The sequence below is a fragment of the Arsenophonus sp. PmNCSU2021_1 genome, from assembly GCF_036919435.1.
Taxonomy (GTDB): Bacteria; Pseudomonadota; Gammaproteobacteria; order Enterobacterales; family Enterobacteriaceae; genus Arsenophonus; species Arsenophonus nilaparvatae.
Window position 1 is genome coordinate 348,448 of the sequence record NZ_JAZHPL010000010.1, and the last position, 22,984, is coordinate 371,431.

General features: G+C 40.3%; 27 protein-coding genes and 8 pseudogenes. 3 read left to right on the forward strand and 32 right to left on the reverse strand.

The features are described from left to right. The first annotated feature begins 27 nt into the window (after positions 1-27). Both V3224_RS24635 and V3224_RS24640 read left to right on the forward strand, forming a co-directional pair. Positions 28-957 (forward strand): Rpn family recombination-promoting nuclease/putative transposase, encoded by a 930-nt coding sequence (locus tag V3224_RS24635; protein ID WP_334472328.1) that lies wholly within the window; start codon positions 28-30, stop codon positions 955-957. 3 nt (positions 958-960) lie between these two features. Then, the gene (locus tag V3224_RS24640) at positions 961-1,503 is read left to right on the forward strand and encodes a ProQ/FINO family protein (protein ID WP_334472329.1); all 543 of its coding nucleotides are present in this window, start codon (positions 961-963) and stop codon (positions 1,501-1,503) included. On the opposite strand, the gene V3224_RS24645 is transcribed toward V3224_RS24640, so the two are convergent. The 30 genes and pseudogenes from V3224_RS24645 to V3224_RS24785 all read right to left on the reverse strand — a co-directional run bounded on the left by V3224_RS24645 (position 1,448) and on the right by V3224_RS24785 (position 19,698). After that, a complete protein-coding gene (locus V3224_RS24645) occupies positions 1,448-2,158 on the reverse strand; it encodes a tail fiber assembly protein (RefSeq protein WP_334472330.1) in 711 nt (236 codons plus the stop codon). The two genes, V3224_RS24640 and V3224_RS24645, sit on opposite strands and share 56 nt — an antisense overlap. After that, positions 2,158-2,556, reverse strand: a complete 399-nt coding sequence (locus V3224_RS24650; RefSeq protein ID WP_334472331.1) for a phage tail protein — start codon at positions 2,554-2,556, stop codon at positions 2,158-2,160. Before V3224_RS24650 ends, V3224_RS24645 begins: the two co-directional genes overlap by 1 nt. Positions 2,557-2,562: 6 nt before the next feature. Next, complete coding sequence (locus V3224_RS24655) at positions 2,563-3,435, reverse strand: IS982 family transposase (RefSeq protein ID WP_334467716.1); 873 nt, start codon at positions 3,433-3,435, stop codon at positions 2,563-2,565. Between the two features lie 100 nt (positions 3,436-3,535). Then, positions 3,536-3,817, reverse strand: coding sequence for a hypothetical protein (locus V3224_RS24660; protein WP_334472332.1), 282 nt, complete (start codon positions 3,815-3,817; stop codon positions 3,536-3,538). A gap of 60 nt (positions 3,818-3,877) precedes the next feature. Then, positions 3,878-4,378: pseudogene (istB, locus tag V3224_RS24665) on the reverse strand (IS21-like element helper ATPase IstB); the annotation flags it as partial. 20 nt (positions 4,379-4,398) lie between these two features. Further along, a pseudogene (locus tag V3224_RS24670) lies at positions 4,399-5,130 on the reverse strand (IS701 family transposase); the annotation flags it as partial. A 197-nt stretch (positions 5,131-5,327) separates the two neighbouring features. Then, a pseudogene (locus V3224_RS30335) lies at positions 5,328-5,570 on the reverse strand (IS701 family transposase); the annotation flags it as partial. 60 nt (positions 5,571-5,630) lie between these two features. Then, positions 5,631-5,903 (reverse strand): annotated as a pseudogene (locus V3224_RS30340) (ATP-binding protein); the annotation flags it as partial. Next, a pseudogene (gene istA / locus V3224_RS24680) lies at positions 5,890-6,913 on the reverse strand (IS21 family transposase). The pseudogenes istA and V3224_RS30340, both read right to left, overlap by 14 nt. Positions 6,914-6,978: 65 nt before the next feature. After that, positions 6,979-7,665 carry a hypothetical protein gene (locus V3224_RS24685; protein ID WP_334472335.1) on the reverse strand — a complete coding sequence of 229 codons (687 nt, stop codon included), beginning with the start codon at positions 7,663-7,665 and terminating at the stop codon, positions 6,979-6,981. Positions 7,666-7,667: 2 nt separating this feature from the next. Continuing rightward, positions 7,668-8,075 (reverse strand): DUF2612 domain-containing protein, encoded by a 408-nt coding sequence (locus tag V3224_RS24690; RefSeq protein ID WP_334472336.1) that lies wholly within the window; start codon positions 8,073-8,075, stop codon positions 7,668-7,670. Next, on the reverse strand, positions 8,072-8,404 hold the full coding sequence (locus V3224_RS24695; protein ID WP_334472337.1) for a DUF2612 domain-containing protein: 333 nt from the start codon (positions 8,402-8,404) through the stop codon (positions 8,072-8,074). Before V3224_RS24695 ends, V3224_RS24690 begins: the two co-directional genes overlap by 4 nt. A 163-nt stretch (positions 8,405-8,567) precedes the next feature. Next, on the reverse strand, positions 8,568-8,966 hold the full coding sequence (locus tag V3224_RS24700; RefSeq protein WP_334472338.1) for a hypothetical protein: 399 nt from the start codon (positions 8,964-8,966) through the stop codon (positions 8,568-8,570). A gap of 319 nt (positions 8,967-9,285) precedes the next feature. Beyond that, positions 9,286-9,507, reverse strand: coding sequence for a hypothetical protein (locus tag V3224_RS24705; protein ID WP_334472339.1), 222 nt, complete (start codon positions 9,505-9,507; stop codon positions 9,286-9,288). Beyond that, the gene (locus tag V3224_RS24710; protein WP_334472432.1) at positions 9,504-9,899 is read right to left on the reverse strand and encodes a hypothetical protein; all 396 of its coding nucleotides are present in this window, start codon (positions 9,897-9,899) and stop codon (positions 9,504-9,506) included. The genes V3224_RS24705 and V3224_RS24710 overlap by 4 nt, the downstream gene beginning before the upstream one ends. Beyond that, positions 9,874-10,476 carry a Gp138 family membrane-puncturing spike protein gene (locus tag V3224_RS24715; protein ID WP_334473210.1) on the reverse strand — a complete coding sequence of 201 codons (603 nt, stop codon included), beginning with the start codon at positions 10,474-10,476 and terminating at the stop codon, positions 9,874-9,876. The genes V3224_RS24710 and V3224_RS24715 overlap by 26 nt, the downstream gene beginning before the upstream one ends. Further along, a complete protein-coding gene (locus tag V3224_RS24720; protein ID WP_334473211.1) occupies positions 10,473-11,330 on the reverse strand; it encodes a baseplate hub protein in 858 nt (285 codons plus the stop codon). Before V3224_RS24720 ends, V3224_RS24715 begins: the two co-directional genes overlap by 4 nt. Further along, the gene (locus V3224_RS24725; RefSeq protein ID WP_334472435.1) at positions 11,327-11,659 is read right to left on the reverse strand and encodes a phage baseplate plug family protein; all 333 of its coding nucleotides are present in this window, start codon (positions 11,657-11,659) and stop codon (positions 11,327-11,329) included. Before V3224_RS24725 ends, V3224_RS24720 begins: the two co-directional genes overlap by 4 nt. 4 nt (positions 11,660-11,663) lie before the next feature. Then, positions 11,664-12,266, reverse strand: a pseudogene (locus tag V3224_RS24730) (transposase); the annotation flags it as partial. Between the two features lie 272 nt (positions 12,267-12,538). Further along, positions 12,539-13,612: pseudogene (locus V3224_RS24735) on the reverse strand (IS256 family transposase). Between the two features lie 178 nt (positions 13,613-13,790). Continuing rightward, positions 13,791-14,273, reverse strand: coding sequence for a hypothetical protein (locus tag V3224_RS24740; RefSeq protein ID WP_334473214.1), 483 nt, complete (start codon positions 14,271-14,273; stop codon positions 13,791-13,793). Between the two features lie 837 nt (positions 14,274-15,110). After that, positions 15,111-15,386, reverse strand: coding sequence for a transcriptional regulator (locus V3224_RS24745; protein ID WP_334473215.1), 276 nt, complete (start codon positions 15,384-15,386; stop codon positions 15,111-15,113). Between the two features lie 209 nt (positions 15,387-15,595). Continuing rightward, positions 15,596-16,843: a secretin N-terminal domain-containing protein gene (locus V3224_RS24750; protein ID WP_334473216.1), complete on the reverse strand. Its 1,248-nt coding sequence runs from the start codon at positions 16,841-16,843 to the stop codon at positions 15,596-15,598. After that, the gene (locus tag V3224_RS24755) at positions 16,824-16,988 is read right to left on the reverse strand and encodes a hypothetical protein (RefSeq protein ID WP_334473217.1); all 165 of its coding nucleotides are present in this window, start codon (positions 16,986-16,988) and stop codon (positions 16,824-16,826) included. Before V3224_RS24755 ends, V3224_RS24750 begins: the two co-directional genes overlap by 20 nt. Before the next feature lie 137 nt (positions 16,989-17,125). After that, positions 17,126-17,350: a hypothetical protein gene (locus tag V3224_RS24760; RefSeq protein ID WP_334473218.1), complete on the reverse strand. Its 225-nt coding sequence runs from the start codon at positions 17,348-17,350 to the stop codon at positions 17,126-17,128. Positions 17,351-17,512: 162 nt separating this feature from the next. Then, positions 17,513-17,896 (reverse strand): zonular occludens toxin domain-containing protein, encoded by a 384-nt coding sequence (locus V3224_RS24765; protein WP_334473219.1) that lies wholly within the window; start codon positions 17,894-17,896, stop codon positions 17,513-17,515. Positions 17,897-18,075: 179 nt separating this feature from the next. Next, positions 18,076-18,354: pseudogene (locus V3224_RS24770) on the reverse strand (IS701 family transposase); the annotation flags it as partial. Positions 18,355-18,438: 84 nt separating this feature from the next. Then, entirely contained in the window at positions 18,439-18,597 is a 159-nt protein-coding gene (locus V3224_RS24775) for a hypothetical protein (protein WP_334473221.1), read from the reverse strand. A gap of 76 nt (positions 18,598-18,673) precedes the next feature. After that, a complete protein-coding gene (locus tag V3224_RS24780) occupies positions 18,674-19,105 on the reverse strand; it encodes a phage baseplate protein (protein WP_334472437.1) in 432 nt (143 codons plus the stop codon). Continuing rightward, positions 19,102-19,698 carry a hypothetical protein gene (locus tag V3224_RS24785; RefSeq protein ID WP_334473222.1) on the reverse strand — a complete coding sequence of 199 codons (597 nt, stop codon included), beginning with the start codon at positions 19,696-19,698 and terminating at the stop codon, positions 19,102-19,104. Before V3224_RS24785 ends, V3224_RS24780 begins: the two co-directional genes overlap by 4 nt. A 72-nt stretch (positions 19,699-19,770) precedes the next feature. Between V3224_RS24785 and V3224_RS24790 the strand changes: the two genes are divergently transcribed. Further along, on the forward strand, positions 19,771-20,643 hold the full coding sequence (locus V3224_RS24790) for an IS982 family transposase (RefSeq protein ID WP_334472834.1): 873 nt from the start codon (positions 19,771-19,773) through the stop codon (positions 20,641-20,643). A gap of 379 nt (positions 20,644-21,022) precedes the next feature. Here V3224_RS24790 and V3224_RS24795 read toward each other — a convergent pair whose 3' ends face one another. Both V3224_RS24795 and V3224_RS24800 read right to left on the reverse strand, forming a co-directional pair. After that, complete coding sequence (locus tag V3224_RS24795) at positions 21,023-22,048, reverse strand: hypothetical protein (RefSeq protein WP_334472833.1); 1,026 nt, start codon at positions 22,046-22,048, stop codon at positions 21,023-21,025. 305 nt (positions 22,049-22,353) lie between these two features. Continuing rightward, on the reverse strand, positions 22,354-22,905 hold the full coding sequence (locus V3224_RS24800) for a secretion protein EspA (protein ID WP_334472831.1): 552 nt from the start codon (positions 22,903-22,905) through the stop codon (positions 22,354-22,356). Positions 22,906-22,984: the final 79 nt, after the last annotated feature.

The window sequence follows — 22,984 nt, forward strand, 5'->3', positions numbered from 1 at the left end:
CTTATTAACAATTATTGAAGATATCGGATGAGTAAAAAATTTACCCCAACGCCCCATGATGCCATATTCAAGCAATTTTTAAGTGAAAAAGAGACGGCAAAAGATTTCTTTGACATCTGGCTACCGGATGAGATTAAAGCCTTGTGTGATTTGGATAGCCTAAAAGTGGAATCAGGCTCATTCGTCGATAGTGAAATGAAAAACTATCAGAGCGATATTCTCTATTCTGTCAAAACAGAAAAGGGAAGCGGTTATTTCTATCTGCTGATTGAACACCAGTCAACGCCTGATAAATTGATGGCTTGGCGACTCATGCGTTACTGTATGGCTGCCATGCAGAAGCATCTGGAAGCGGGACACAAAGAGCTGCCACTCGTTTTCCCCATCCTGTTTTATTGTGGTGAAAAAAGCCCACACCCATACAGTACTGACTGGCTTGATTGCTTTAGTGGGCGAGATATTGCAGAAGAAATATATACCAAACCGTTTAAGCTGGTTGATGTCACCACGCTTGATGATGGTGACATCATGCAACACAAGCGAATAGCGTTGCTTGAGTTACTTCAAAAGCACATTCGAAGACGGGATATGACCGAGCTACTGGATAGTATTGTTAAACTGTTGTCGTATAATTATTATACCGATAATCAGGTTATCACGATGTTTAACTATCTCATCCAAGAAGGTAACACCACAAAGCCAATGGAATTTATCAATGAGATAGCGAAACAATCAGAAAAACACGAGGGGGCATTTATGACTATTGCTCAACAGATTGAAGAAATTGGAATCAAGAAAGGCATACAACAAGGGAAAATTGAGGGCATCCAAGAGGGCGAAAAACAGGCTTCAATGAAGATAGCGCGCCAAATGCTAGAAAGTGGTATGGACAGACAATCTGTGATGAAATTTACGGGGTTAACTGATGCCGAAATGAGTAACCTGTTTAAAGATTAAATTATGACGAAACGCCAGAAATTAAGCCTCAATCGCCCTAGAAAGGCTTCACAAGAAGAGCAGCCCCAAAGTAACCCTGTTTACGGTAAAAAGGTCTGGGTGAATGCTACGCCTAAAAAACATGCAAAAAAGCCTCATCCTCCGAAAGTAGCAAAACAGCAGCCCAAGAAATCGGTTGTTAAACCTAAACAGGCAGTGAAGGTTAAAATCCCAAAACCACCCACACCGCCTAAAAAGCGATTGCTGTTAGATGAGGCAATTTCCCAGATAAGCACCTTTTGGCCTTATCTTTTTCCCGATGGCAAGTTGTGCCCAATGAAAATTGGCATCCAGCAGGATATGTGGCAAGAGGTGAAGGAAAGAAGTTTCCCAATAACGAGAAGGCGGTTGAGAGCCTGTTTAGGCAGTATTGGTTATCATGCTGATTATCGCGCCCTTATCCAGTTAGGCGCGTTTCGTTATGATAAAGATGGTCAGATAGTTGGCGAGGTCATCCAAGCCGATGTTGACGATAATCTGCAACGTTTGGCGCACCGAAATCGATAATGTTGCTTATTTCCGGTTTTTTCGGCCAATCAATATCCGGTGCTGTCGAAATATCCTTACGATGAAGGTTTAACCTATAGAGTTTCCAATTCCTGAGTTGTTTGATTTCGTCCGCTGTTGCCAAATCCAAATCAACCGCATCTTGCAACGGCTGTATAATCTCTGATGCTCTATTAATGCGAGATTGTTTTTCATACCCCGCATTCTGGAGAGCGTCTTGTTTCTGAGCTTCTTTATCGGTGATCCACTTTTCTCCGTCCCAATAATCAAAAGGCGTTTTTGGCGCTAAAAAAGTGAAACCCGTTTTTATTTCGCCTGGGTAATCAATAGTGTATTGATAGCGATCATCAGTTTTGTATACTGTTTTTCCTCTATGATCTGGCACATATAACCAACTTTTGTGATCTTCACTACGAATAAGCGCATATTCGTCATTATCTGGTATCACAGGTGTATCTAGGGCATAGCCGTAACCCGGCCTTGTATTCTGACTGACGTACCTATACCTTGCTCCAAAGTATTCTCTCGTCGAATCAGCCAAATATTCATAAACCAACATATATCCATCCGATATAGCAAAACCGCTTTCGCCAAGTTTCGTAATCGAACTTTCAGTAATGTCATTCTTATTTGTTATTTCTAAGCTGTATTTCATTATGCTGCACTCACGATGTATAAAAACGCGATATTTCGCGGTCGGTTTTCATTTGCGGTAGGAACAACTCTTGAAGCATCAAAAGAAGAAATTGACCCCCAATTATCACGATTGCCTTGTGCGACTTGCACGTTGTAGTTCCCGTCTACTTTAAAGGCGCCATCCGCTGCAATAGGCGGAATCGCCTCGCCTTGTCGAACATACCCAATACGCCCCTTGATATTGCGACTAGCATCACCTTGTTCGCTCAATACGGTTCTTCCTACGTCAACATCTTTTCTACCTGCGGAAAGTCCTCGAATAAATTCACCACGTAACTCAGGTAGTCTTCCTGATGGGTAAGCTAAAGCTAATTTTGGACATTTAACCTTATCAAAACCTGAGTTCGGGATAAGCATTATCAATTATACTTGAAGATACGTACCTGCAACAGGTATCTTTGGTTTAGATGGCATTAAACAATATGCAACCAGTCCGCCTAATAAATTCACTACAAAGTTAGCCGGAGAGCGATGTCGCGTATGCTCTATTTGACAAAGATTTTTTAACTCATCAAATACCGTTTCAATGACAGAACGATGACGCAAGATGGCTTTGTCGAAACAAGTCTGTTTAATAGGCTTCATTTTCTTCTTGATATTCGTTATAAGGCTAATTCCCATCGTTTTGAGTTGCTGTTTCAGTGAAGCCGATAAATACCCTTTATCTGCGTACAAACAACCAGAAAGATCCTTTGTCAGCTCAGGCAATGGTTTCCGATCATCGGTGTTTCCTGGTGTGAGTCGAAAACTGAGTATTTCCCCCAAATGATTGATAATTACATGAAGCTTGAAACCAAAGAACCAACCTGTTGAATTTTTTCCCCGTTCAGCTATCCCATTGAAGACTTTATGTCTGCGGATCCGTAAGTTATCACACACCGCTATCGGAGTAGAATCGGCAACCGATAGCCCCGTGCATTTTCCCTTAATTGACTCAAACAGTGCCGTTAACGCTAAGGCACTACGCGGAAGTAACTCTACACAGCGTGAATAGGATGGCAAGTTAGGAAATTCCTTCCGGAGATATAAGCGGACATAATAGAGATAAAATACCTTGAATTGCCTGAATCGGAGTTGATGAAACAACACAACCAGTGTCATCATTTCCGCCAACGAAAGCTGAGTAGACCGTCTACGACGCTTAGTACCGTTAGTCAGCAAATATTCATGCATTTTTGGCTCGAAGTCTTTGCAAAAATCATCCATCAGGCAATAAAGTTCAGTAAGATTTTCCATAATTGTTTAACAATGCTCTACTCTTTAACCAGACTGTTAGAGTATTTTAACAAAACAGGCTCATTCAACTATTTGAATATCAAGACTTTCTCTTTATTTCTTATCCCGAACTCAGGTTATCAAACGGTTGACCGTCACAAATTAAATAACCTTTTGGTGGTGCAGCTTGAGGCCAAGGAATAGGCGCGCCAACCGGATAATTATCGATTGCTTCAACATCGGAGGTTAATGCGAGCGTGCCTGATTTTGGAGGAAACAAAACCGTTGTTTTTGTGTTTGTATCGTGAACCTGGGTTCTTTTGGAATTTCTGACATAAGCAAACTCAGCACCACTGGAACCGTTAGTGCCACCTAAATTGAAAATCGTATCACCCGTTGTCAACGATCACCGAAAACTGATCCACTTTTTAGCTAAATCCGATCAATCAAAATTGATCCACTTTTACTCAGTCATTGCTCCTGAGCGCCGCTTATCTTTCAATCGATAGCTTTCACCGCTTAATTGCAGTACATGCGAATGATGAAGTAAACGATCAAGCATAGCGGCAGTTAATGTTGCGTCATCAGCAAAAGCATTTGGCCATTGCCCAAATGATAAGTTACTCGTCAATATGACACTGCCATACTCATAACGCTTGACAATCACATTGAAAAACAGGTTTGCTTCTTCTCGCCCAAACGGCAGGTATCCAATCTCATCGATAATCAACAATTTCGGGGCCATCACCGAACGTGATAGATATTGTTTGAGCTTATTTTGTCGTTTGGCAGTTGAGAGTTGCAACATCAGTTCAGCTGCCGTGGTAAAGCGGGTTTTCTTCTTGGCCTGTACTGCTTTTAATCCTAACCCAATAGCTAAATGCGTTTTGCCTACACCGCTTGGGCCAAGCAACACGACATTTTCATTACGTTCAATAAACGTTAATGCGCTTAATTCCTGTATGTCACGAGTTTCGCACAAAACTAATTTGGGTACGCTAATAAAACACGGATTTGCTCAGTAATAGCACTTTTGATTACGTCCCAATTTTGTTGATAAAGGGTTATTTTTTCAGATATACGACGTTTATGTTGTTCAAACCACGCAGAAATAGCGAGAAAAATATGATTTCTTTGCGCTCGGCTCGTGCGAGCCTGACAGCGTTCAATACCACAGTTTTGTTTAACTTCTCGATGATAAACTTCAACAGACCAACGGGCATCCATGATAGATTTGAGGTATTGACGGGTGTGATTCTCTTTGTTTGTTACTATGTAATCAATACGGCCGTTTTTGGCTGTAAATTTGAAAACGGTTACCCAACCATATCCTCGCAAGTGTATTGACGTTCCTTCTTCTGAGATGTCTAACTTGTTCAGTTGTTTGTTATGGTTAACAATCCTATTTTTCCTCAGCGTGGTTACCCAGATCCAACCATGAGAGCGAATTGATTTCAGGTTATCCAGGCTAGAATACCAAGCATCCATCACTACGGCTTCTGGCATGATCCCTCTTTTTTTAGCAAGAGTGAGCATTTCGGAAAAGTGCGTGTTTTTTGTTTTTCCATCAGAATCTTTATCATAAATCCGATAATTGATAGGAATTGATTCAACCTTCGTCAGATCATGCCAAAGCAAATTAACTAAACCTATGCCAGCAATAACCTCATGTTCATTACCTGAATATTGATAATGGACCATCTCTATTTTTTTACTACCACGAGTTTCGCACCAATAAAAAAACGCGCTATTTTTAAGTTTAATTCAGCATGATATATAAATAGACAAAACCTTATAAATTAAATACAAATTATTGTAATTTAATAAAATTTATGTGTTTTAGTAACTTACAGATTAACCATTGCTTTTAAGCCATTTCTAGAACTTTATATGCCTGTGCGAAACTCGTGACTACGTGTTTTGGCAATCAATGTATCATCGGCAATTAGTACGCAAGGGCTTTTTTTGTCTATAGAAGGTTCAACTAATCGCCATAGGTCTTTAGGTCTAAAACATCTACTTTTTAGCCATCGGCTAACAGTGTCATGAGATAAAGGCGATGGGCTTACTTCTGATAATGCTAAACCAGAGTATCTTAAACTGCTTACTTGTAAGAATGTTTTATAGATATCTTTAATACATGGATAACCCGACAAAATATGAACACCCTGATTTTTTCTTGTTTTTAAATTTATACTTCTTTTTTGGAGATTGCGAAACTCGTGTATGTGTTGTTTGGGGATCCCCGTTGCAAACTTAAAATCGAACGTATTAAGTTCTTTATGTGCTGGGAATCCTGCCATCCGACTCAAAAGATTACGGGTTCGTTCATCTCGTTGTTGTTGCTCACATTTTAATAGGGACAGTAAAAACTCTCCGTAGCTTTTGTCTTGGGCAATGCATTGTTCGGCAAGTGATGACCAATGAGTCGGAATAGAATTTAATTTCAATGACTCACACAGGTGTTCAATTTGTTCATGCAATAACATGTTCACCTCCCAGCAATGCTTCGTATACGCTGATTGAGTGTTGCAAACTGACAGATTCAAGGGGCGGTACGATACGGATATTAAGCGTATCAGTCTGCGGGATAGATTGGCAAACCCTTGCTGGTAAGGGTAGAAGATACTTAACTTCCTTAGCTAGTCTATCTGCTGGCTTCTCTAACGTTGTTCCATGAATCCGCTGATGGGCAACGCGTTGTAACCAGGGCCCCACTCTTGCATTAGCTATCTCAATATCCAGTTCAAGATTATGAGCACGAAGGTCGGTATTTAATGGTACGATAAAGCTGTTTTTTAAATAGAGGTTAAAGCGCTCTACTTTCCCTTTAGTTTTTGCCCTGTAGGGCTTGCAAGCACACAATTTAAACCCGTAATCTTTCGACATGTAATTTATGTTCACATTCTGCATAAGCATCCCGTTCGATGATGAGGAATTTTGCGTTATCACACAATATTTCCTGTGGTACACCACCAAAATAGTCGAAAGCTTCTCGTAAACCTTGTTGCCAGGATTCTGCTCGTTCATTATCAAAGAACTTTACATAACTCGCACGCGAATAGCCTAGCGTTGCAACAAACGCTTTTAGTGATTTTTTACCTCGCCGGATGCTGGTGAAGTCGATTTGCATTTGTTGACCTGGCTGTGTTTCAAAACGGACGACAGCTTCGGGAACAATGCTTGGTTTAAATTGACAAACAAATCGGCGTAATTGAGCAATACCGCCTTGATAGCCGCTTTCAACTACTTCATCAAATAAGACTGTTGCAGGGATCCAATCAGGTTTAGCCAGTTCAATTCGCTGAAGCAAATAAGGTTTAAAGGGTGCTAATTTAGTCGGTTGTTGACTTCTTTTAGCATAAGTTGGCATTGTCTGTTGTTGTAAATGATGTTTTACGGTGTTACGGGATATGCCCAATTCACGGGCAATTTTTCGAAGGCTTTGTCCTTGTGCAAAGCGAACATGAATATCCACAAATATCTCCTTGGTTAACATAAATTATCCGTACAAAAATGTGCGAATAATACCAAGTGGATCAGTTTTAGATGATCGTTAGTGGATCAGTTTTGCATGATCGGTGACAACGTTGGTGATTCAACGTTAAGCCTGCCTACTTTTAGGGGCTCTTCTGAATTCTTTTTGGCATAATTGTCGTTAGAAGCTTTTTGGCTTAGCACGTCGGTTGTCGAATTACCCGTTGTTTGTTTTACAGCGGAACTGTTGAGCTTGGTATTGAGTCCTTGGGTTAATTCTGTTTTTGTAGCGTAGTCTCCGTTTGGCTGCTTGCTGTTTAATGCATCTGTCACCGATTTCTGGCTCATTACTTTATCAGTGGCGTTACCTGTTTGCTGCACGATATTTGCGGATAAAATAGCGTCTTTTAGCGACTGCCACTGGGTGGTATCGGTTAAGGGATTGCCGGCGTTGTTTTCGGTCTTTGAGAGATAGATATTACCGTCAGACAGGCATGCCGCCCCTTTGTTGTAAATCTGCTTTTCGGCATATTCAGCAATCCCGTTTTGGTAAAGGTGGGTCACAAGGGCGCTAACGGTAAATCCCACCGCATTAAAATCCTGCATGGTGGGCAATTCTGACACGGGCAAAATGCCCCATCCACGCTCAAAATCGGCATTGAGATTTTTCTCAAGATTGTCGGTGATTTCTTTCGAACCAAACGCGGTTCTTTCTTCCGTTTTGCTGCCCCCTGCAAACGGTTGAATATCAATATTCGGTCTGTCTATTTTCAAAGTTATCTCCTGTTATTCAAAAAAGTTTTCTTGGCAAAGTAACCAATGCTTGCTTCTGGGTTAACGTCAAAACGGCTGTACCACGAAATGGCATTTTGATGTCCCTTAAAGCCAAACGTGCCTTTCGGTTCCTGAGTTACATAATTAATTTGCACGCCCTGCGGACGGGGCAGTAAATCAAGCCGTAAGATGAATTCCAGCCACTCCCTATCGGCTCTTTGTGTAATAACGATGGTGAGGCTCATGTTCTGGCGGTCAATTAAATAGCCTTCGCCTTCTATGGCAAAATTGACCGCCTGTTGCAGTGATAACAGGCTCACATCACCGGTTTGGGTGGCGGTAGCAAGGGCGGTATTTTTGATGATTTTGAGCTTAATCAGGCTGCGATATTGCTTATCGGGTAATTTCAATGGCAAAAAATCCTGTGCAAATTTGGAGCGAAAGCCCCCTTGTTTTTTCCGCTCTTTTGACCAAACGGCAACGCTTTGGCGTGATTTTTAAAGCCAAAAAAGCCTTTGCGCTCACCACTGGGTTGAAAGCGACTGATTCCTACCCAACTGCCGATGATATCCAGCGGGTCACCTTGCGCCGTTTCGAGATTAAACGCTTCCCGAAAGGCATTAACGGTATCAAAACAATCCGCATACCCATTAAAAAGGGCGGAAATCTCCGCCCTTGCCTTGGGTTTGGTGTAATACTGCTTGATTAGCAGTTTTTGATATTCTTCTTTGAGACTCATGTGACTACCTCATTAACGATGATGTTGTCACTGACGATGTTGAATTTCTCATCAACATCGGCTTTTAAAATGGCACTCGTCCACGTGTTGCCGTCCTTTGATATTTGAAGGTCAGAGACATAGTAAGTACGTGCAATGCGGTTCAAAATGCAATAAAGCGCAGTCACTTTGATGTTTTCGCCAATGCGATAAGGGATTTAACCAGTTCGTCTTTAATCTCCTGTATCGGCACAGGCTCATTGGCTTTTTCACGCGTGGCGGTGAGCTTAATTGAAATTGTGGTGATTTTAGGACGGTCAAATCGGTATTCATGCACTACCTCAAAAAACGTGTCGTCTGCTTGGGCTATCTTGTCAATGTATTTTCCCGTGATAGTGCCTTTAAGTCCCGTCCCCCCTGTTTTGTTGCGGGCGATACAATCAATAATTGCCTGATTTTCACCCCCTTCTGCTATTACCCAAATCGAATGAGGCGGAATATTCAGCGCATCAGTCTCATTGGTGGTGTTTTCGTATACCACTGCATCATTAACGCCTTTAACCAGATTCAAACGGGCAGCCATACCGCCAATCGTGCTTTGGCTGGCATTCGCAAAGGTTTTTAACCGTCTCGCCGTAAATGACTATCACTTTCGTTTTCCTTACGTAACAGCCCGTTGATTCTGGCTAGATAATCAAGGTGGAGTCCTTCGGCTTGCTCCGGCTTCAAGTTCTCACGAGTTTCGCACCAATAAAAAAACGCTCTATTTTTAAGTTTAATTCAGCATAATATATAAATAGATAAAACCTTATAAATCAAATGCAACTTATTGTAATTTAAGAAAATTAATGTGTTTTAGTAACTTGCAGGTTGATCATTGCTTTTAAGCCATTTCTAGAATTTTATATGCCTGTGCGAAACTCGTGGTTCTGATAGAGCTTTTTGACCAATACCAAACATTCATGGGCAATTCGGTTATAAATAGCAATGCGCTGCCCGTCAGGCGTATCTTGTGAAAGATTAATATCACTGCCGTAAATTGTCTTAAACTCGGCAATGAATATTTCAATCAGTTCAGGTAATGTCGCAATCGTGATACCGTTTTCATCAAGTTTGATATTCACTGGCTGACCTCCTGATTAAGGGGGCGTGTTCGGTTAAAGACATCGGTATAATCCATCTCGATGTGTGCGGTGAAGTCCTTAACGGTGATATTGAGCTTATCGACACGCACGACGCCCTCCGTCCCTAATGCCACCTTGTAGATTTCACGGCGCAACGTTTCGCCCGTACCACGACTACCGAGTAGTTGCAGCCAGTCCATGCCAAATTCAACATCTAGCCACCAATCGGATTTGAAACACTGCAAACGGGTTTTGATATTCTGGTGAATTGCCTCGCTGTCAACGAGGTAATCATCAAGCGATTGACCAAATCGCCAATCGTTGTGCTCTGTCAACTGGCTGGTTTTCATAAAAATCACCTTCGGGTTATTTTGGTTTTCCGGTGCTGTCATTGCCTGTTTCTACGCCTTCGTGCGTATGGTTGCCGACATCGATATTGCCAACCGTTAACGATTGCTGTGCGGTGATTTGTGGAGCAGTGATAATGCCTTTCACCTCAAGGTTGCCGTCAATCGTGACGTTGAGTTTGACGTGAATATTGTGAGTAAAAATGTGGTCACCGACGGTGGTTGCCACCTTCGGTATCGAAAAGGCGCCGTCACGATTGCAAAGTCCAAAAAGGGCGACACAATCACTATAATCATGCAACCGATTTTCTGCTCCGCGCACGTTGTCGTTGCCTATCCACCAATTATCGATACAACTATCAAAGGTGAGCAAAATGCAGTAATCGCACACGGCGACCGGATAGGCGGTGTAGCTGCCGCCACCTTGTGACCAAGAGACAGGTACATTGGGGAAAACCGGAAATTCGATTGCGTGAATTTCATCGTTAATCACCACGTTTTTTTTAGTGACAGGCTGGCAATCTACCGTGGTTTGGTTCACCTTGACCACTTTGGCAATCAAGGCACAGCCCATCTCAGATTTGATATGATTGGCAATGGTTTTCATCAGTTCGATATTCACGCCTTACTCTCCTTCACCACCACGTAGTTTTTTTCCTGCTGGCATTTGCACGTCATCGTCCACTCGCCTGTGTCACTTTCGCCCGCGTAGTCAATCGCGCAAATGCGATAAACGCCGTTAAGATGCGGGGCAACCTTGCTGTCAATTGGCACCTGATAGCCAATTGAGACATTGGGATTGAGGACGCTTTTAAAGGTCAGTACGTTTTTATCGTCAAGCGTGGGCGTTTCCATCAATCCGGTATTCACACTGATTAACTCTGTTTTCCCATTTTGCACCTCGTTTCGTCTCAAAATATGCAACTGCCCGTTGTCGATAAAAAGCTGTTCTTTTTCATCTTTGAGCTTACGTAATTCATCAAACGAAAACCCCGTCATGATTTTGGGGCGAATCAACGGTGATTGCGTGGTGACTTTGCCTTTTTTCACGCCTGTCATGGTACTCACAGTAGCATCAACCGCCTCAGATTTTGACGTCACGGCTTTGCTGATGGTTGCCGTGCGAAAAGCAAACCCGCCGTCGGCAATTTCCAGCGTGGTGACAATCTCAGTGCCTTGCTTTGATAGTGTGACTTTACTGACGGAGCCAGAAAACAGCAGTTTCAAGTCCGTGGTCAGATAACCTATGGAAAGTTGAGCGGCAATATGCTGCTTGCGATATTGAAAATCAGCCAGCGAATGACGACGCGACGGCGACAAATTAAACAGTGAAATTTGCCCGATATTGGGGCGGTCACGGGTTAAATCCTTCGAAAACGAAAAAGTGATTTTAAACGGCGGGACTATCTTTATTGCCTTTTTCCCTTGACCTATTAACAACTCGAAATCACGAAAAAACGGCGTTTGACGGTTCAATAGACGGCCTCCTTCTCTTCTTCACCAACCAGCAGATAGAGCACTACCCTGCCACTGGCAAAATCATCCAGCAAGGAAGGCTCAATATCGCGATTATCACGGGCGACAGCCACTATCGTAAACGGCAATCGGCTATCGTGTAGCAGCGGTACGTTAAGCGAAACCGCCACCCCGTTAATTGCGATATTCCGATAAGTAATATCCATATTCCACGCTGAAATACTTGGATGAAACGTCAATGTCAGTTCAATATCGTCAATGTCGGTTAACAGCGTATGTGTTTGCACCGGATCGCTTGATAGGTTTTCAATCTGGCACGAGTTTCGCACAAAACTAATTTGGGTACGCTAATAAAACACGGATTTGCTCAGTAATAGCACTTTTGATTACATCCCAATTTTGTTGATAAAGGGTTATTTTTTCAGATATACGACGTTTATGTTGTTCAAACCACGCAGAAATAGCGAGAAAAATATGGTTTCTTTGCGCTCGGCTCGTGCGAGCCTGACAGCGTTCAATACCACAGTTTTGTTTAACTTCTCGATGATAAACTTCAACAGACCAACGGGCATCCATGATAGATTTGAGGTATTGACGGGTGGGATTCTCTTTGTTTGTTACTATGTAATCAATACGGCCGTTTTTGGCTGTAAATTTGAAAACGGTTACCCAACCATATCCTCGCAAGTGTATTGACGTTCCTTCTTCTGAGATGTCTAACTTGTTCAGTTGTTTGTTATGGTTAACAATCCTATTTTTCCTCAGCGTGGTTACCCAGATCCAACCATGAGAGCGAATTGATTTCAGGTTATCCAGGCTAGAATACCAAGCATCCATCACTACGGCTTCTGGCATGATCCCTCTTTTTTTAGCAAGAGTGAGCATTTCGGAAAAGTGCGTGTTTTTTGTTTTTCCATCAGAATCTTTATCATACACGAGTTTCGCACGGGCATATAAAATTCTAGAAATGGCTTCAAAACAATGATTAACCTGTAACTTACTAAGACGTATAAATTTACTTAAATTACAATAAGTTGTTTTTAATTTATGAGATTTTTTCTATTTATATATTATGCTGAATTAAACTTAAAAATAGAGCGTTTTTTTATTGGTGCAAAACTCGTGTTATTATAACTAATTGAAATAAAGGGGTTATTAATGAATTTAGATATTTGACCCTGTACACGATTCTGTGTAAATGCCTTTTCTCAGTAGTGACCGTCCAGGCGGTCACCGAACTCGATAATAAAGCGGCTCATCGCCATACGCCAGTCCCTAAGCGGCATTGTCCATTTCTGTGACGCCGCCTGGATTGCCAGCCACACCACCTTTTTCACTGCGTCATCCGTCGGGAACACCTTACGCTTTTTGATGGCATGCCGGATCACGCTGTTCAGCGACTCTATGGCATTCGTTGTGTAGATCACCTTGCGGATGTATGCCGGGTAAGCGAAGAACGTCGCCAGGTTGGCCCAGTTTGTCTGCCAGCTCCGGCTTATCTGCGGGTAGCGGCTGTCCCATGCGCTGGCGAACGCTTCCAGCGCCTGCTGGCCTGCTTCTGTTGATGGCGTCCGGAAAGCCTTTCAGACCGTCGACACAGGCGATGAGGATATCGTTCAGACCACGGTTTTTTAGTTCTGTCAGCACACTGAGCCAGAACTTCGCGCCCTCGTTTTCGGCCAGCCACATACCCAACAGTTCTTTCTGACCTTCGATGTTGATACCCAGGGCCAGAAACACGGATTTATTGATGACGCGACTGTCCTGCCGGACCTTCAGGACGATACAGTCAAGATAAACAATAGGATAGACTGCATCCAGTGGGCGATTTTGCCATTCGGTAACCTGCTCCATCACGGAATCGGTGACCTTCGAGACCAGCGCCGGTGAGACATCCGCGTCATACAGTTCTTTGAACGCAGCCGCTATCTCGCGGGTGGTCATCCCTTTGGCGTACAACGATAAAATCTGGTTATCCATCCCGGAGATCCGGGTCTGGTTTTTCTTCACCAGTTGCGGTTCGAAAGAACCGTCACGATCGCGCGGAGGGCGTAGTTCCAGAGGACCATCGCCGGTGGTAACGATCTTTGTGGAATAGCCGTTGCGGGAGTTGGCACCCGGTTTGGGCTGATTTTGTAGCCCAGATGGTGGGACATTTCGGCGTTGAGAGCCGCCTCAACGCTGATTTTCTTCAGCAGACGATCGAACTGGCTGAGATCGTCAGGGGTTTTGAGATTTTTGGCCAATTTATTAGCCAGAGCCTGCAATTGTTTTTCGTCCATAAATTAACCTTCATTTGATGCTGGATTGAACATATCAAAATCAGGCAATTACACAAATTTATGTACAGGCTCTACAGTCACGTATTCTGCTGATAGAACAAGCAGTAAGGTCATTGGTCTTACTGCCCTACATTTTCAAGTTAATTCTGCATCTACTGGAATACTGGATTGGTTGTTTTTAGTAAATTGATAAAACGGTCTCTTTTCTTTGACCATCAATTACTGTCTGGTCTATTGAACTCTGCAAGGGATAACTATAGCTAGTCCCATCCATATAAAAACAACGATACGTACCCGTTGTGACTTTATAGTCATAGTCGATGATTATAGATAAAATTTCATCTCCATTTTTGTCCTTAATATAGAAACTATTATCCTCAAAATATTTCACTCTGTTCAGAAAATTACCTTCCCATTTGGGATGGGCTAATTCACTAAGCCTTTTAAAAATATTTTCTACATCATCCGGTGTTGTTCCGATTGGAGGATGGCAAAGTTTATAAATGCATTCTTGTGCTTCAGCCTGATGTGTTGAACAAAAAAAATCCTTTATTTTCTCCCATAAACTCATGTGAGGAGGCGTATTTTTCTCTAAAATATCGTTAATTTTTTCATTACTGATGTAGGTGTGAAAATAACCTGAACCGATACTAATAGACATAATTAACTCCTTCTAAAAAATCAAAGTTAATAGGTTTATTCTTAAGTAAACCTTTTAAAGTGATAGTCTACAATATTTTAACTCGCTTTATTTGTTGAATATCTCACGAGATTTCAAACAAATTTGAAACCTCTTCCTCATTTTTATTGAAAAATAGCTAAGAAACATTCTTAGCCTATTAACAGTATAAACGCAGGTTCGCACAATGGCCTTATGTGTAAATGGCCGCCGTCTGCGAGGAGATATTTTCGCAGACGGCTATTCAACATAACGGCGTTGTATATTGTGCGAACCTTGATGGTATATTATGGAATATTAATCTAGGAATAATCATTTTATTGATTTGGTGTGAAATTAAAAAACAAACAAAATATCACTAAACGATTCGCTTGTCTTCGACCCTCAAACTACTCAGTCGCTTTATTTATCGTAAAAAGATGGCTTAGCAGGAGCGCTAACGCGGGGGTTCCTTGCTACCCGATAAGTCCCCCCTGGCTTCGGCGGTTTTGCAGTCGGTTATCTTTGTGATTTCAATCTGCCGCCTTCCATGTCCTGACGGACATTTTAAAAATATCTGCTATAATTTTAAGGCTGGATGCCCCAATATCTGACCTTGCCATATTTAGGGGAACACACATCCAGCATCTCCAAGCATAAAAAAAGCCCGCTAATAAACTAGCGGGTTTCCCTGATATTGGTGTGATGCGACTCTAAATCAGAAGTGGCGGTATTTCATAATTGATTTTAGAAGTTATGACCTAATACCCAGTCAATATAAAAAATGACAATCAAAGATTGTACCCTACAAAATGTAGGGTACTTTGCAGAGAAAAACGGCTATTTTCTATTTGGCAAGGTGCATTGATAAAACGCGAACAAAACCAAACGGATATGAAACGTCGAAATAAGGTTGCTCAAAGAATAAAACTGAAATTTATTCTTAGTGTCTTGTAACGTATCTCTTACCACCGGATAAGGCACATCACGCGCCCAAGCAATCTCTTTTTTGGTTAATCCTAAAGCATATAACAATGCCGTTTCAAACTGCACAGGGGTTAATTCAGGAAAAAGATTGCGTAACTCAGGATATTGAGTAGGATCGAACACAGTCATATAGACCTCCAACGTAGGTTTATGTGATAGCTGTATAGTCAGATAGACGTCTGGCTATGCAGCGCTAAAAAACAACTTAACGCATAACAAACAACATTTAACAACTGACTCCAACCATACCCCATCAGGCTGCGCCTGCTAGGGTATGGCCTTCCGTCAGTTAAACAACATTCAATACCCGTGCTCTAATCAGAATATACATTACCGTATTATCCTTCGTATCTGACCGAGCATCGAGCATCGAACAACCAACCTATCAACGGAATGGCAGAAATAAAAGGAACCGAAGAAGTAGAGTTAACCGCATTATGCTGGATTAATCCCCCAATCAACAACGTATCGCCATTTTTCAACTGAACCGTCGTATCAATTGAGCGTTGATTAAAAACAATATCCGTTGCATTGGAAATATTTGAAACACTGTCCGCTTTGGATTTCACCGTTAACATCACACTGTCACCGTTTAACACTACGGGTGTTACATCAAGCGAAATCCCTACATCACGTCGCTCAATGGTCTGAAAAGGATTTTTAACATCAACACCCTGACCAATAATTTTACCCGTCACAATCGGCACATTTTGACCGGATGAAATCAATCCGCGTTTACCGGATAACGTCAAAATACGCGGCACAGATAATAACTTACTGTGCTTATCACCCTGCACCGCCGTTAATGCCAAGCCTAAAACATTGCCTGAAAAAATGCCAAATGACCCACCGCTACTGGATAAAATATCGCCGAGCGTGGCCGTATTTACACCTCCTACCACCATTGACCCCGATTTTTTCCCTGCGCCAAAAGAAAAATCAAAATTACTGCCGTCAGTGGTTTCAAACATAATGCTTTCAATTAACACCTGCGTTCGTTGTATATCAATAGACGGCACAAAAGATTGTATCTGCTTATGATTCTCTGGCGTTGTCGTCACAATCAAACGATTATTGCCCTCATCAATCGCCACCTGTCCGCCTGAGTAAGGTGACGATTTCAAAAAGATATCAATAACAGAAAAAATATCTTTAACCAAAACATGATGAAACGAATAGGTTTGCGTTTTTTGCGTGAAAAAATGACCCCGTTGTGGCCTAGGATAATCCGGCAAATAATTCAGACTTGACCCTTCCGGTAATTGATTTTCTAACGCCTTATCCAAAGGTGAAATGACATGATTGCCTTGATGACTTTTGGCAATAATCACCGGATTGCCAGGACTGACTTCATAACCTCTAGACGCCATCACCGACACAAAGAAAGCAGGTAAATTTTCAGGCGAAATATCGGAATTATAAACGGTAATTTTTTCAGTAAAATCATTGGGTACAATCACCCCTTTACCCGTTTTTCTGGAATACCAATCCACAAATTCAGAGATTGGCACATTGGTCATGGCAATTTTTTCAGCAAACACATTTAATGAAAATATCAGGATAAAACTAACAAGACACCAACGCATTTTTTCCCCTCCCATATATTCTCATTTTACAGGCACTCATCACTTCAATATTGTAACCTTGTTGAATAAGCTCACCGGATTCAATCATTTCATTATCCATTAAAAATAAAATCCGCGTTTCATCACCTAATAATTTAAATGACACGAGTTTCGCACCAATAAAAAAACGCTCTATTTTTAAGTTTAATTCAGCATAATATATAAATAGAAAAAATCTCATAAATTAAAAATAACTTATTGTAATTTAAGTAAATTTATACGTCTTAGCAAGTTACAGATTAATTATTGTTCTGAAGCCATTTCTAGAATTTTATATGCCGGTGCGAAACTCGTGAATGATTTTATTTTTAATTTATTTATTTCTAATTGGTTAACGACCTGTGTTTCTAATATTTCTTTTTGAGGATGCTGAATAAAAAAATAACCTATAAAAATACCCAATAAACAGCCTAAAATTAATAATCTTAATTTTGAAAAGCGTTTTAAATAAAGACGAGTTAACCGCATAATTTTGCTTAACGTTAAGGGTTGTTGATAACGACCATAAATAGAATAAGGCGGTAAAAGACAATAAACGCCCTTATTATAAAAAGAAGAAAACTGTTGTTTGGTATCATAGGCATCATATAAATCAGTCCCACGATATATCCAACGTTCAACGACGGGCGATTAAATGTTATCGCCATATTTAACTATCCCTAAATGAATTTTTGGCGCGGATATTTTGGCTCCAAAAATAATACTCAATAATGAGCCAATCAATGGAATGGCAAAGCGGTCAAGCCGTCGGCAATAAACCACATGCTCTGCTAACGCTTCTCTGGCCTGTTTATCGACCAATGAAATATTTTGCACTAAAAAAATAATATCCCAGCCTAATTTACGCGCATGTAAAAACCAGTCTAAAACAGGCTGGCGGCTTTTATCATTCCAGCTTCGGGTATTTAACCAAGTGCCACATTCATCAAGCACTAATAACCCATTTAATTTTTCATCATACGTTTTATTACCACGACCAATAGCATTTAAATCAAATAAACACGAGTTTCGCACCAATAAAAAAACGCTCTATTTTTAAGTTTAATTCAGCATAATATGTAAATAGATAAAACCTTATAAATTAAATATAACTTATTGTAAATTAAGTAAATTTATGCATTTCAGTAACTTGCAGATTAATCATTACTTTTAAGCCATTTCTAGAATTTTATAGGCCTGTGCGAAACTCGTGCTGAATATTGATAATGGACCATCACTATTTTTTTACTACGTGTTTTGGCAATCAATGTATCATCGGCAATTAGTACGCAAGGGCTTTTTTTGTCTATAGAAGGTTCAACTAATCGCCATAGGTCTTTAGGTCTAAAACATCTACTTTTTAGCCATCGGCTAACAGTGTCATGAGATAAAGGCGATGGGCTTACTTCTGATAACGCTAAACCAGAGTATCTTAAACTGCTTACTTGTAAGAATGTTTTATAGATATCTTTAATACATGGATAACCCGACAAAATATGAACACCCTGATTTTTTCTTGTTTTTAAATTTATACTTCTTTTTTGGAGATTGCGAAACTCGTGTCTGGTACATACTGTTTAACCTCCAAACAAAGATTTCAGGGCGCTTTTTTGTGGCGTCTGAGCGCCTTTGTTTTTCGCCACACTCATTTGTGCTGCCCCTGTTTTGCTCATCCCTGTAGCGGATTTGTTGGCAACAGGGGTGATGTTCACCTGCTCAAAGGTGACAAAGCGCACTTACTTAAGCGTCAAGGTGAAAAGCAAAAAACTATCTTCATTGCTTTGCGAGGTGGCGAAACTTTCCAGCGCCATGTTATCGAGCACCTGATAACCCATATCGACTGTGATAAATTCCCTGCGCCGTGTTTTCGACCTGCGATTTTAAATCCAGAATTTGCTGCGCTTTGCTGTTCATTTCCGCAATTTTTTGCCTGACCGCCTGTGTCCGATTGCCTACATAGCTATCAATAAAACCAATTTGCCGATTGAAAGACTCAAAGACGGTATTTTCACTACTCAAACTTAAAAACGAATCGGAAATCACGCCGCCTATCGAAATTTGCACAGGGGTAGGGTTAATGTGATCGGCAATCACAACGCCTGTTTCCAGTGGGATATCGGTGACGGTAGCACTGCGTTGCGTGGTTTTATCCGTCCAGACATAAGCGGTGAATCCAGCGATGCCGATTTTTTGCGTGGGCGTATTGGAAATGTGATTTGAGATCACTTGAGAGAGAAAACTCAAAAGGCGCCTCCTCGTACCAACTGGTCTTGGCTCAGCATAGGGATATGGTTGTGAACCTCCCTGCCAATCTGTGGACCGATTGCCTTATTGCCGCTTGCCACATTCACATTGATGTTGTTGGTCTGTGAGGCAGCATTGCTGATAACTTTCTGGCTGTTTGTTGAGATGTGATTAATCGTCTGACTGGCTTGTTGCAGCCTGTTATTGGCGAATTCCACGTTTTTGGTGGCGTTGTCGAGTTCTTTATCGGAATCCGAGAAAATACTTTTGATGGCATTCCACGTACCCGTAAAGATTTTCTTCACGCCGTCCGCCACTTTTTTAAATTTGTCACTGATGATGTTACCGATATCACCAAAATTGCCGGAAAAAAGCGCTTTAACAATCTTAAGCGGTGCGGTGAATATCGTTTCAAGAATATCACCCACGGCGTGCAAGCTAGCGGTCATCTCCTCAGTAGTCTCAGCAATACCGCCCGTGAAAAGGTCTTTTACCCAATTCCACGCAGCCACAAACGGTGCTTTGATATCTTCCCACATCTTAATGAAACCTGAGTTCGGGATAAGAAATAAAGAGAAAGTCTTGATATTCAAATAGTTGAATGAGCCTGTTTTGTTAAAATACTCTAACAGTCTGGTTAAAGAGTAGAGCATTGTTAAACAATTATGGAAAATCTTACTGAACTTTATTGCCTGATGGATGATTTTTGCAAAGACTTCGAGCCAAAAATGCATGAATATTTGCTGACTAACGGTACTAAGCGTCGTAGACGGTCTACTCAGCTTTCGTTGGCGGAAATGATGACACTGGTTGTGTTGTTTCATCAACTCCGATTCAGGCAATTCAAGGTATTTTATCTCTATTATGTCCGCTTATATCTCCGGAAGGAATTTCCTAACTTGCCATCCTATTCACGCTGTGTAGAGTTACTTCCGCGTAGTGCCTTAGCGTTAACGGCACTGTTTGAGTCAATTAAGGGAAAATGCACGGGGCTATCGGTTGCCGATTCTACTCCGATAGCGGTGTGTGATAACTTACGGATCCGCAGACATAAAGTCTTCAATGGGATAGCTGAACGGGGAAAATATTCAACAGGTTGGTTCTTTGGTTTCAAGCTTCATGTAATTATCAATCATTTGGGGGAAATACTCAGTTTTCGACTCACACCAGGAAACACCGATGATCGGAAACCATTGCCTGAGCTGACAAAGGATCTTTCTGGTTGTTTGTACGCAGATAAAGGGTATTTATCGGCTTCACTGAAACAGCAACTCAAAACGATGGGAATTAGCCTTATAACGAATATCAAGAAGAAAATGAAGCCTATTAAACAGACTTGTTTCGACAAAGCCATCTTGCGTCATCGTTCTGTCATTGAAACGGTATTTGATGAGTTAAAAAATCTTTGTCAAATAGAGCATACGCGACATCGCTCTCCGGCTAACTTTGTAGTGAATTTATTAGGCGGACTGGTTGCATATTGTTTAATGCCATCTAAACCAAAGATACCTGTTGCAGGTACGTATCTTCAAGTATAATTGATAATGCTTATCCCGAACTCAGGTTAAATACCGCCAATTCTGATTTTGAGTCGCATCACACCAACATCAGGGAAACCCGCTTCTTCTTGGCGGGCTTTTTTTATGCTTGGAGAGGCTGGATGTGTGTTCCCCTAAATATGGCAAGGTTAGATATTGGGGCATCCAGCCTTAAAATTATAGCGGATATTTTTAAAATGTCCGTCAGGACATGGAAGGCGGCAGATTGAAATCACAAAGATAACCGAATGGAAAACCGCCGAAGCCAGGGGGGGACTTATCGGGTAGCAGAAAACCACGCGCTTGCCCATCCTGCCAAGCTATCTTTTTATGATAAATAAAGCGACTGAGTGGCTGAGGGTCGAAGACAAAAAGTCGTTTAGCTATTTTTAATATATTTTCTGATATATTCCGAAGTTGATGGATATTTTTCGCTATTTTGTAGTATATGATTATCTATTTCTTCTATTAAATTAAATTTTTCACTATATTTATTATTTACTATTTCATTTGTTCCGTTACTTAATGCTTTACTATTACTAATCATTTTGAGAACACGTGATATATTTTGCCAATTTTGAATTTTTAACTCATCTTGATTGGAAAGAATCTTATTGTTGCTATCGAGTTTTTTATCCATAACGTCAAACATATAACTTTCGTGAATATCTGTGTTTAATAAAATTCTTTGTAATTCTTGATCACTTTCAAGGAAAAAATGAATCATGGGAATTAAATCATCCATTCCAAAATTACGTGTTTCTATTTTATTTTCTATGTATTCTTTAAAAGAACGTGATGTTTTTTCTAGTTTTTTCTTTAATTCAAAGTTGTCTGGATTATTCAAATAGTTAGAGTTATTTTCTATCGTATAACGAATAGCTACTTCTTTGAGATTATCTAATATATTGATATTAAAATATTTTAATTCACTTATGATTTTGTAATGGGTATCTACTATTTTTTTATAGCTATCATGTTCTTTAATTTCTGAGAATTTTTTTTTGAAGTTTTCAAAATATTCTCTTTTACTAAGGTTAGCCAGTTCGATACGTGAATCAATAATTTCATCACCGTTTCTGTCTAACTTACTAATATATATATTATACTCACATTGATATATCTTATATTTTCTACAAGGAGAAAAATACATGTCTCTCTGATAATCTTTTTTTATATCACTAAAAGAAAGGTGCATCGCTTTAAATATAGAAAAGGCCATATTAAATAATTCTTTTTTTTCTTCTGCTCTTACTTCAAACAAAGACCTTTTTAATCCAAGGGTTATTATTTGATAGAAAAAGTTTTTTATATAGAGTAACTTACTATTTTTATCATTTTCTTTTAAATTAATAACGTTATTATTGATGAATATGTTGGTTGCATCATTTATTTTGATAGACATAGGTAGGCTCCTTATATTTTGAGTATTTCTGTAGGTTGATAGCTTAAAATTTAAGTATAATTTATTTCTTTATGCTATTCACTTCTCTATCACAATTCCTCAAAGAACGTTTAGCTTCCGTACCAATATAGACGATTCGAATTTGAAATCACTCATTTACCATTAAGGTTCGCACAATATACAACGCCGTTATGTTGAATAGCCGTCTGCGAAAATAGCTCCTCGCAGACGGCGGTCATTTACACATAACGCCATTGTGCGAACCTGCGGTTATTTACCTTTTGTATTTGATATCATTCTCATTTTTAGCGGATATTTTGCGCGATTGATTTGTTCATTTCTCCTAACATAGTTTGCATACTATTGAGTAAACTAACGGTAACATTGTAAGTTTGCATGACTTTTTGAATTTGTAATTGTGATTGAGAAACAAAATCAGAAGCTCTGTCTGATACGGTTTTGATTGCGGCTTTTACTGCCTGTAATTGACCTTGATCTAAAGCTTGACCTTTTGGCGCGTAATCGTTGATGTTTTTTCCGTCAACAGTGATATTATTTTTTTCCATAAATATTCTGACATCGTCAGGAATTTCTGCTTTTGCTTTATCGCCTTCCTTCGCTACCTTAGCGATGATTTCATCAACTCGATTAGCCATTTCTTGAGAATCTCTTGAAAAATCGACTCTTTTTCTCATTTCAAGATATTTTGCATTGGCTAAATCTGAGAGTAAGTTCATGAAAATATATAATATTTCTATACCTTGAGATAATATAGGATCTTCTTTATAGCCACGTGTAACACTATAGGATCCTGAAATAGCATTACTGCTGAATGAATCCACTGATGAAGTAATCATAATTTATCCTCTTAAATTTATGATGGTTCTTTTGTTTTTTTCATATCTTAAAAAATACATACAGTGAGTTTATTAACTT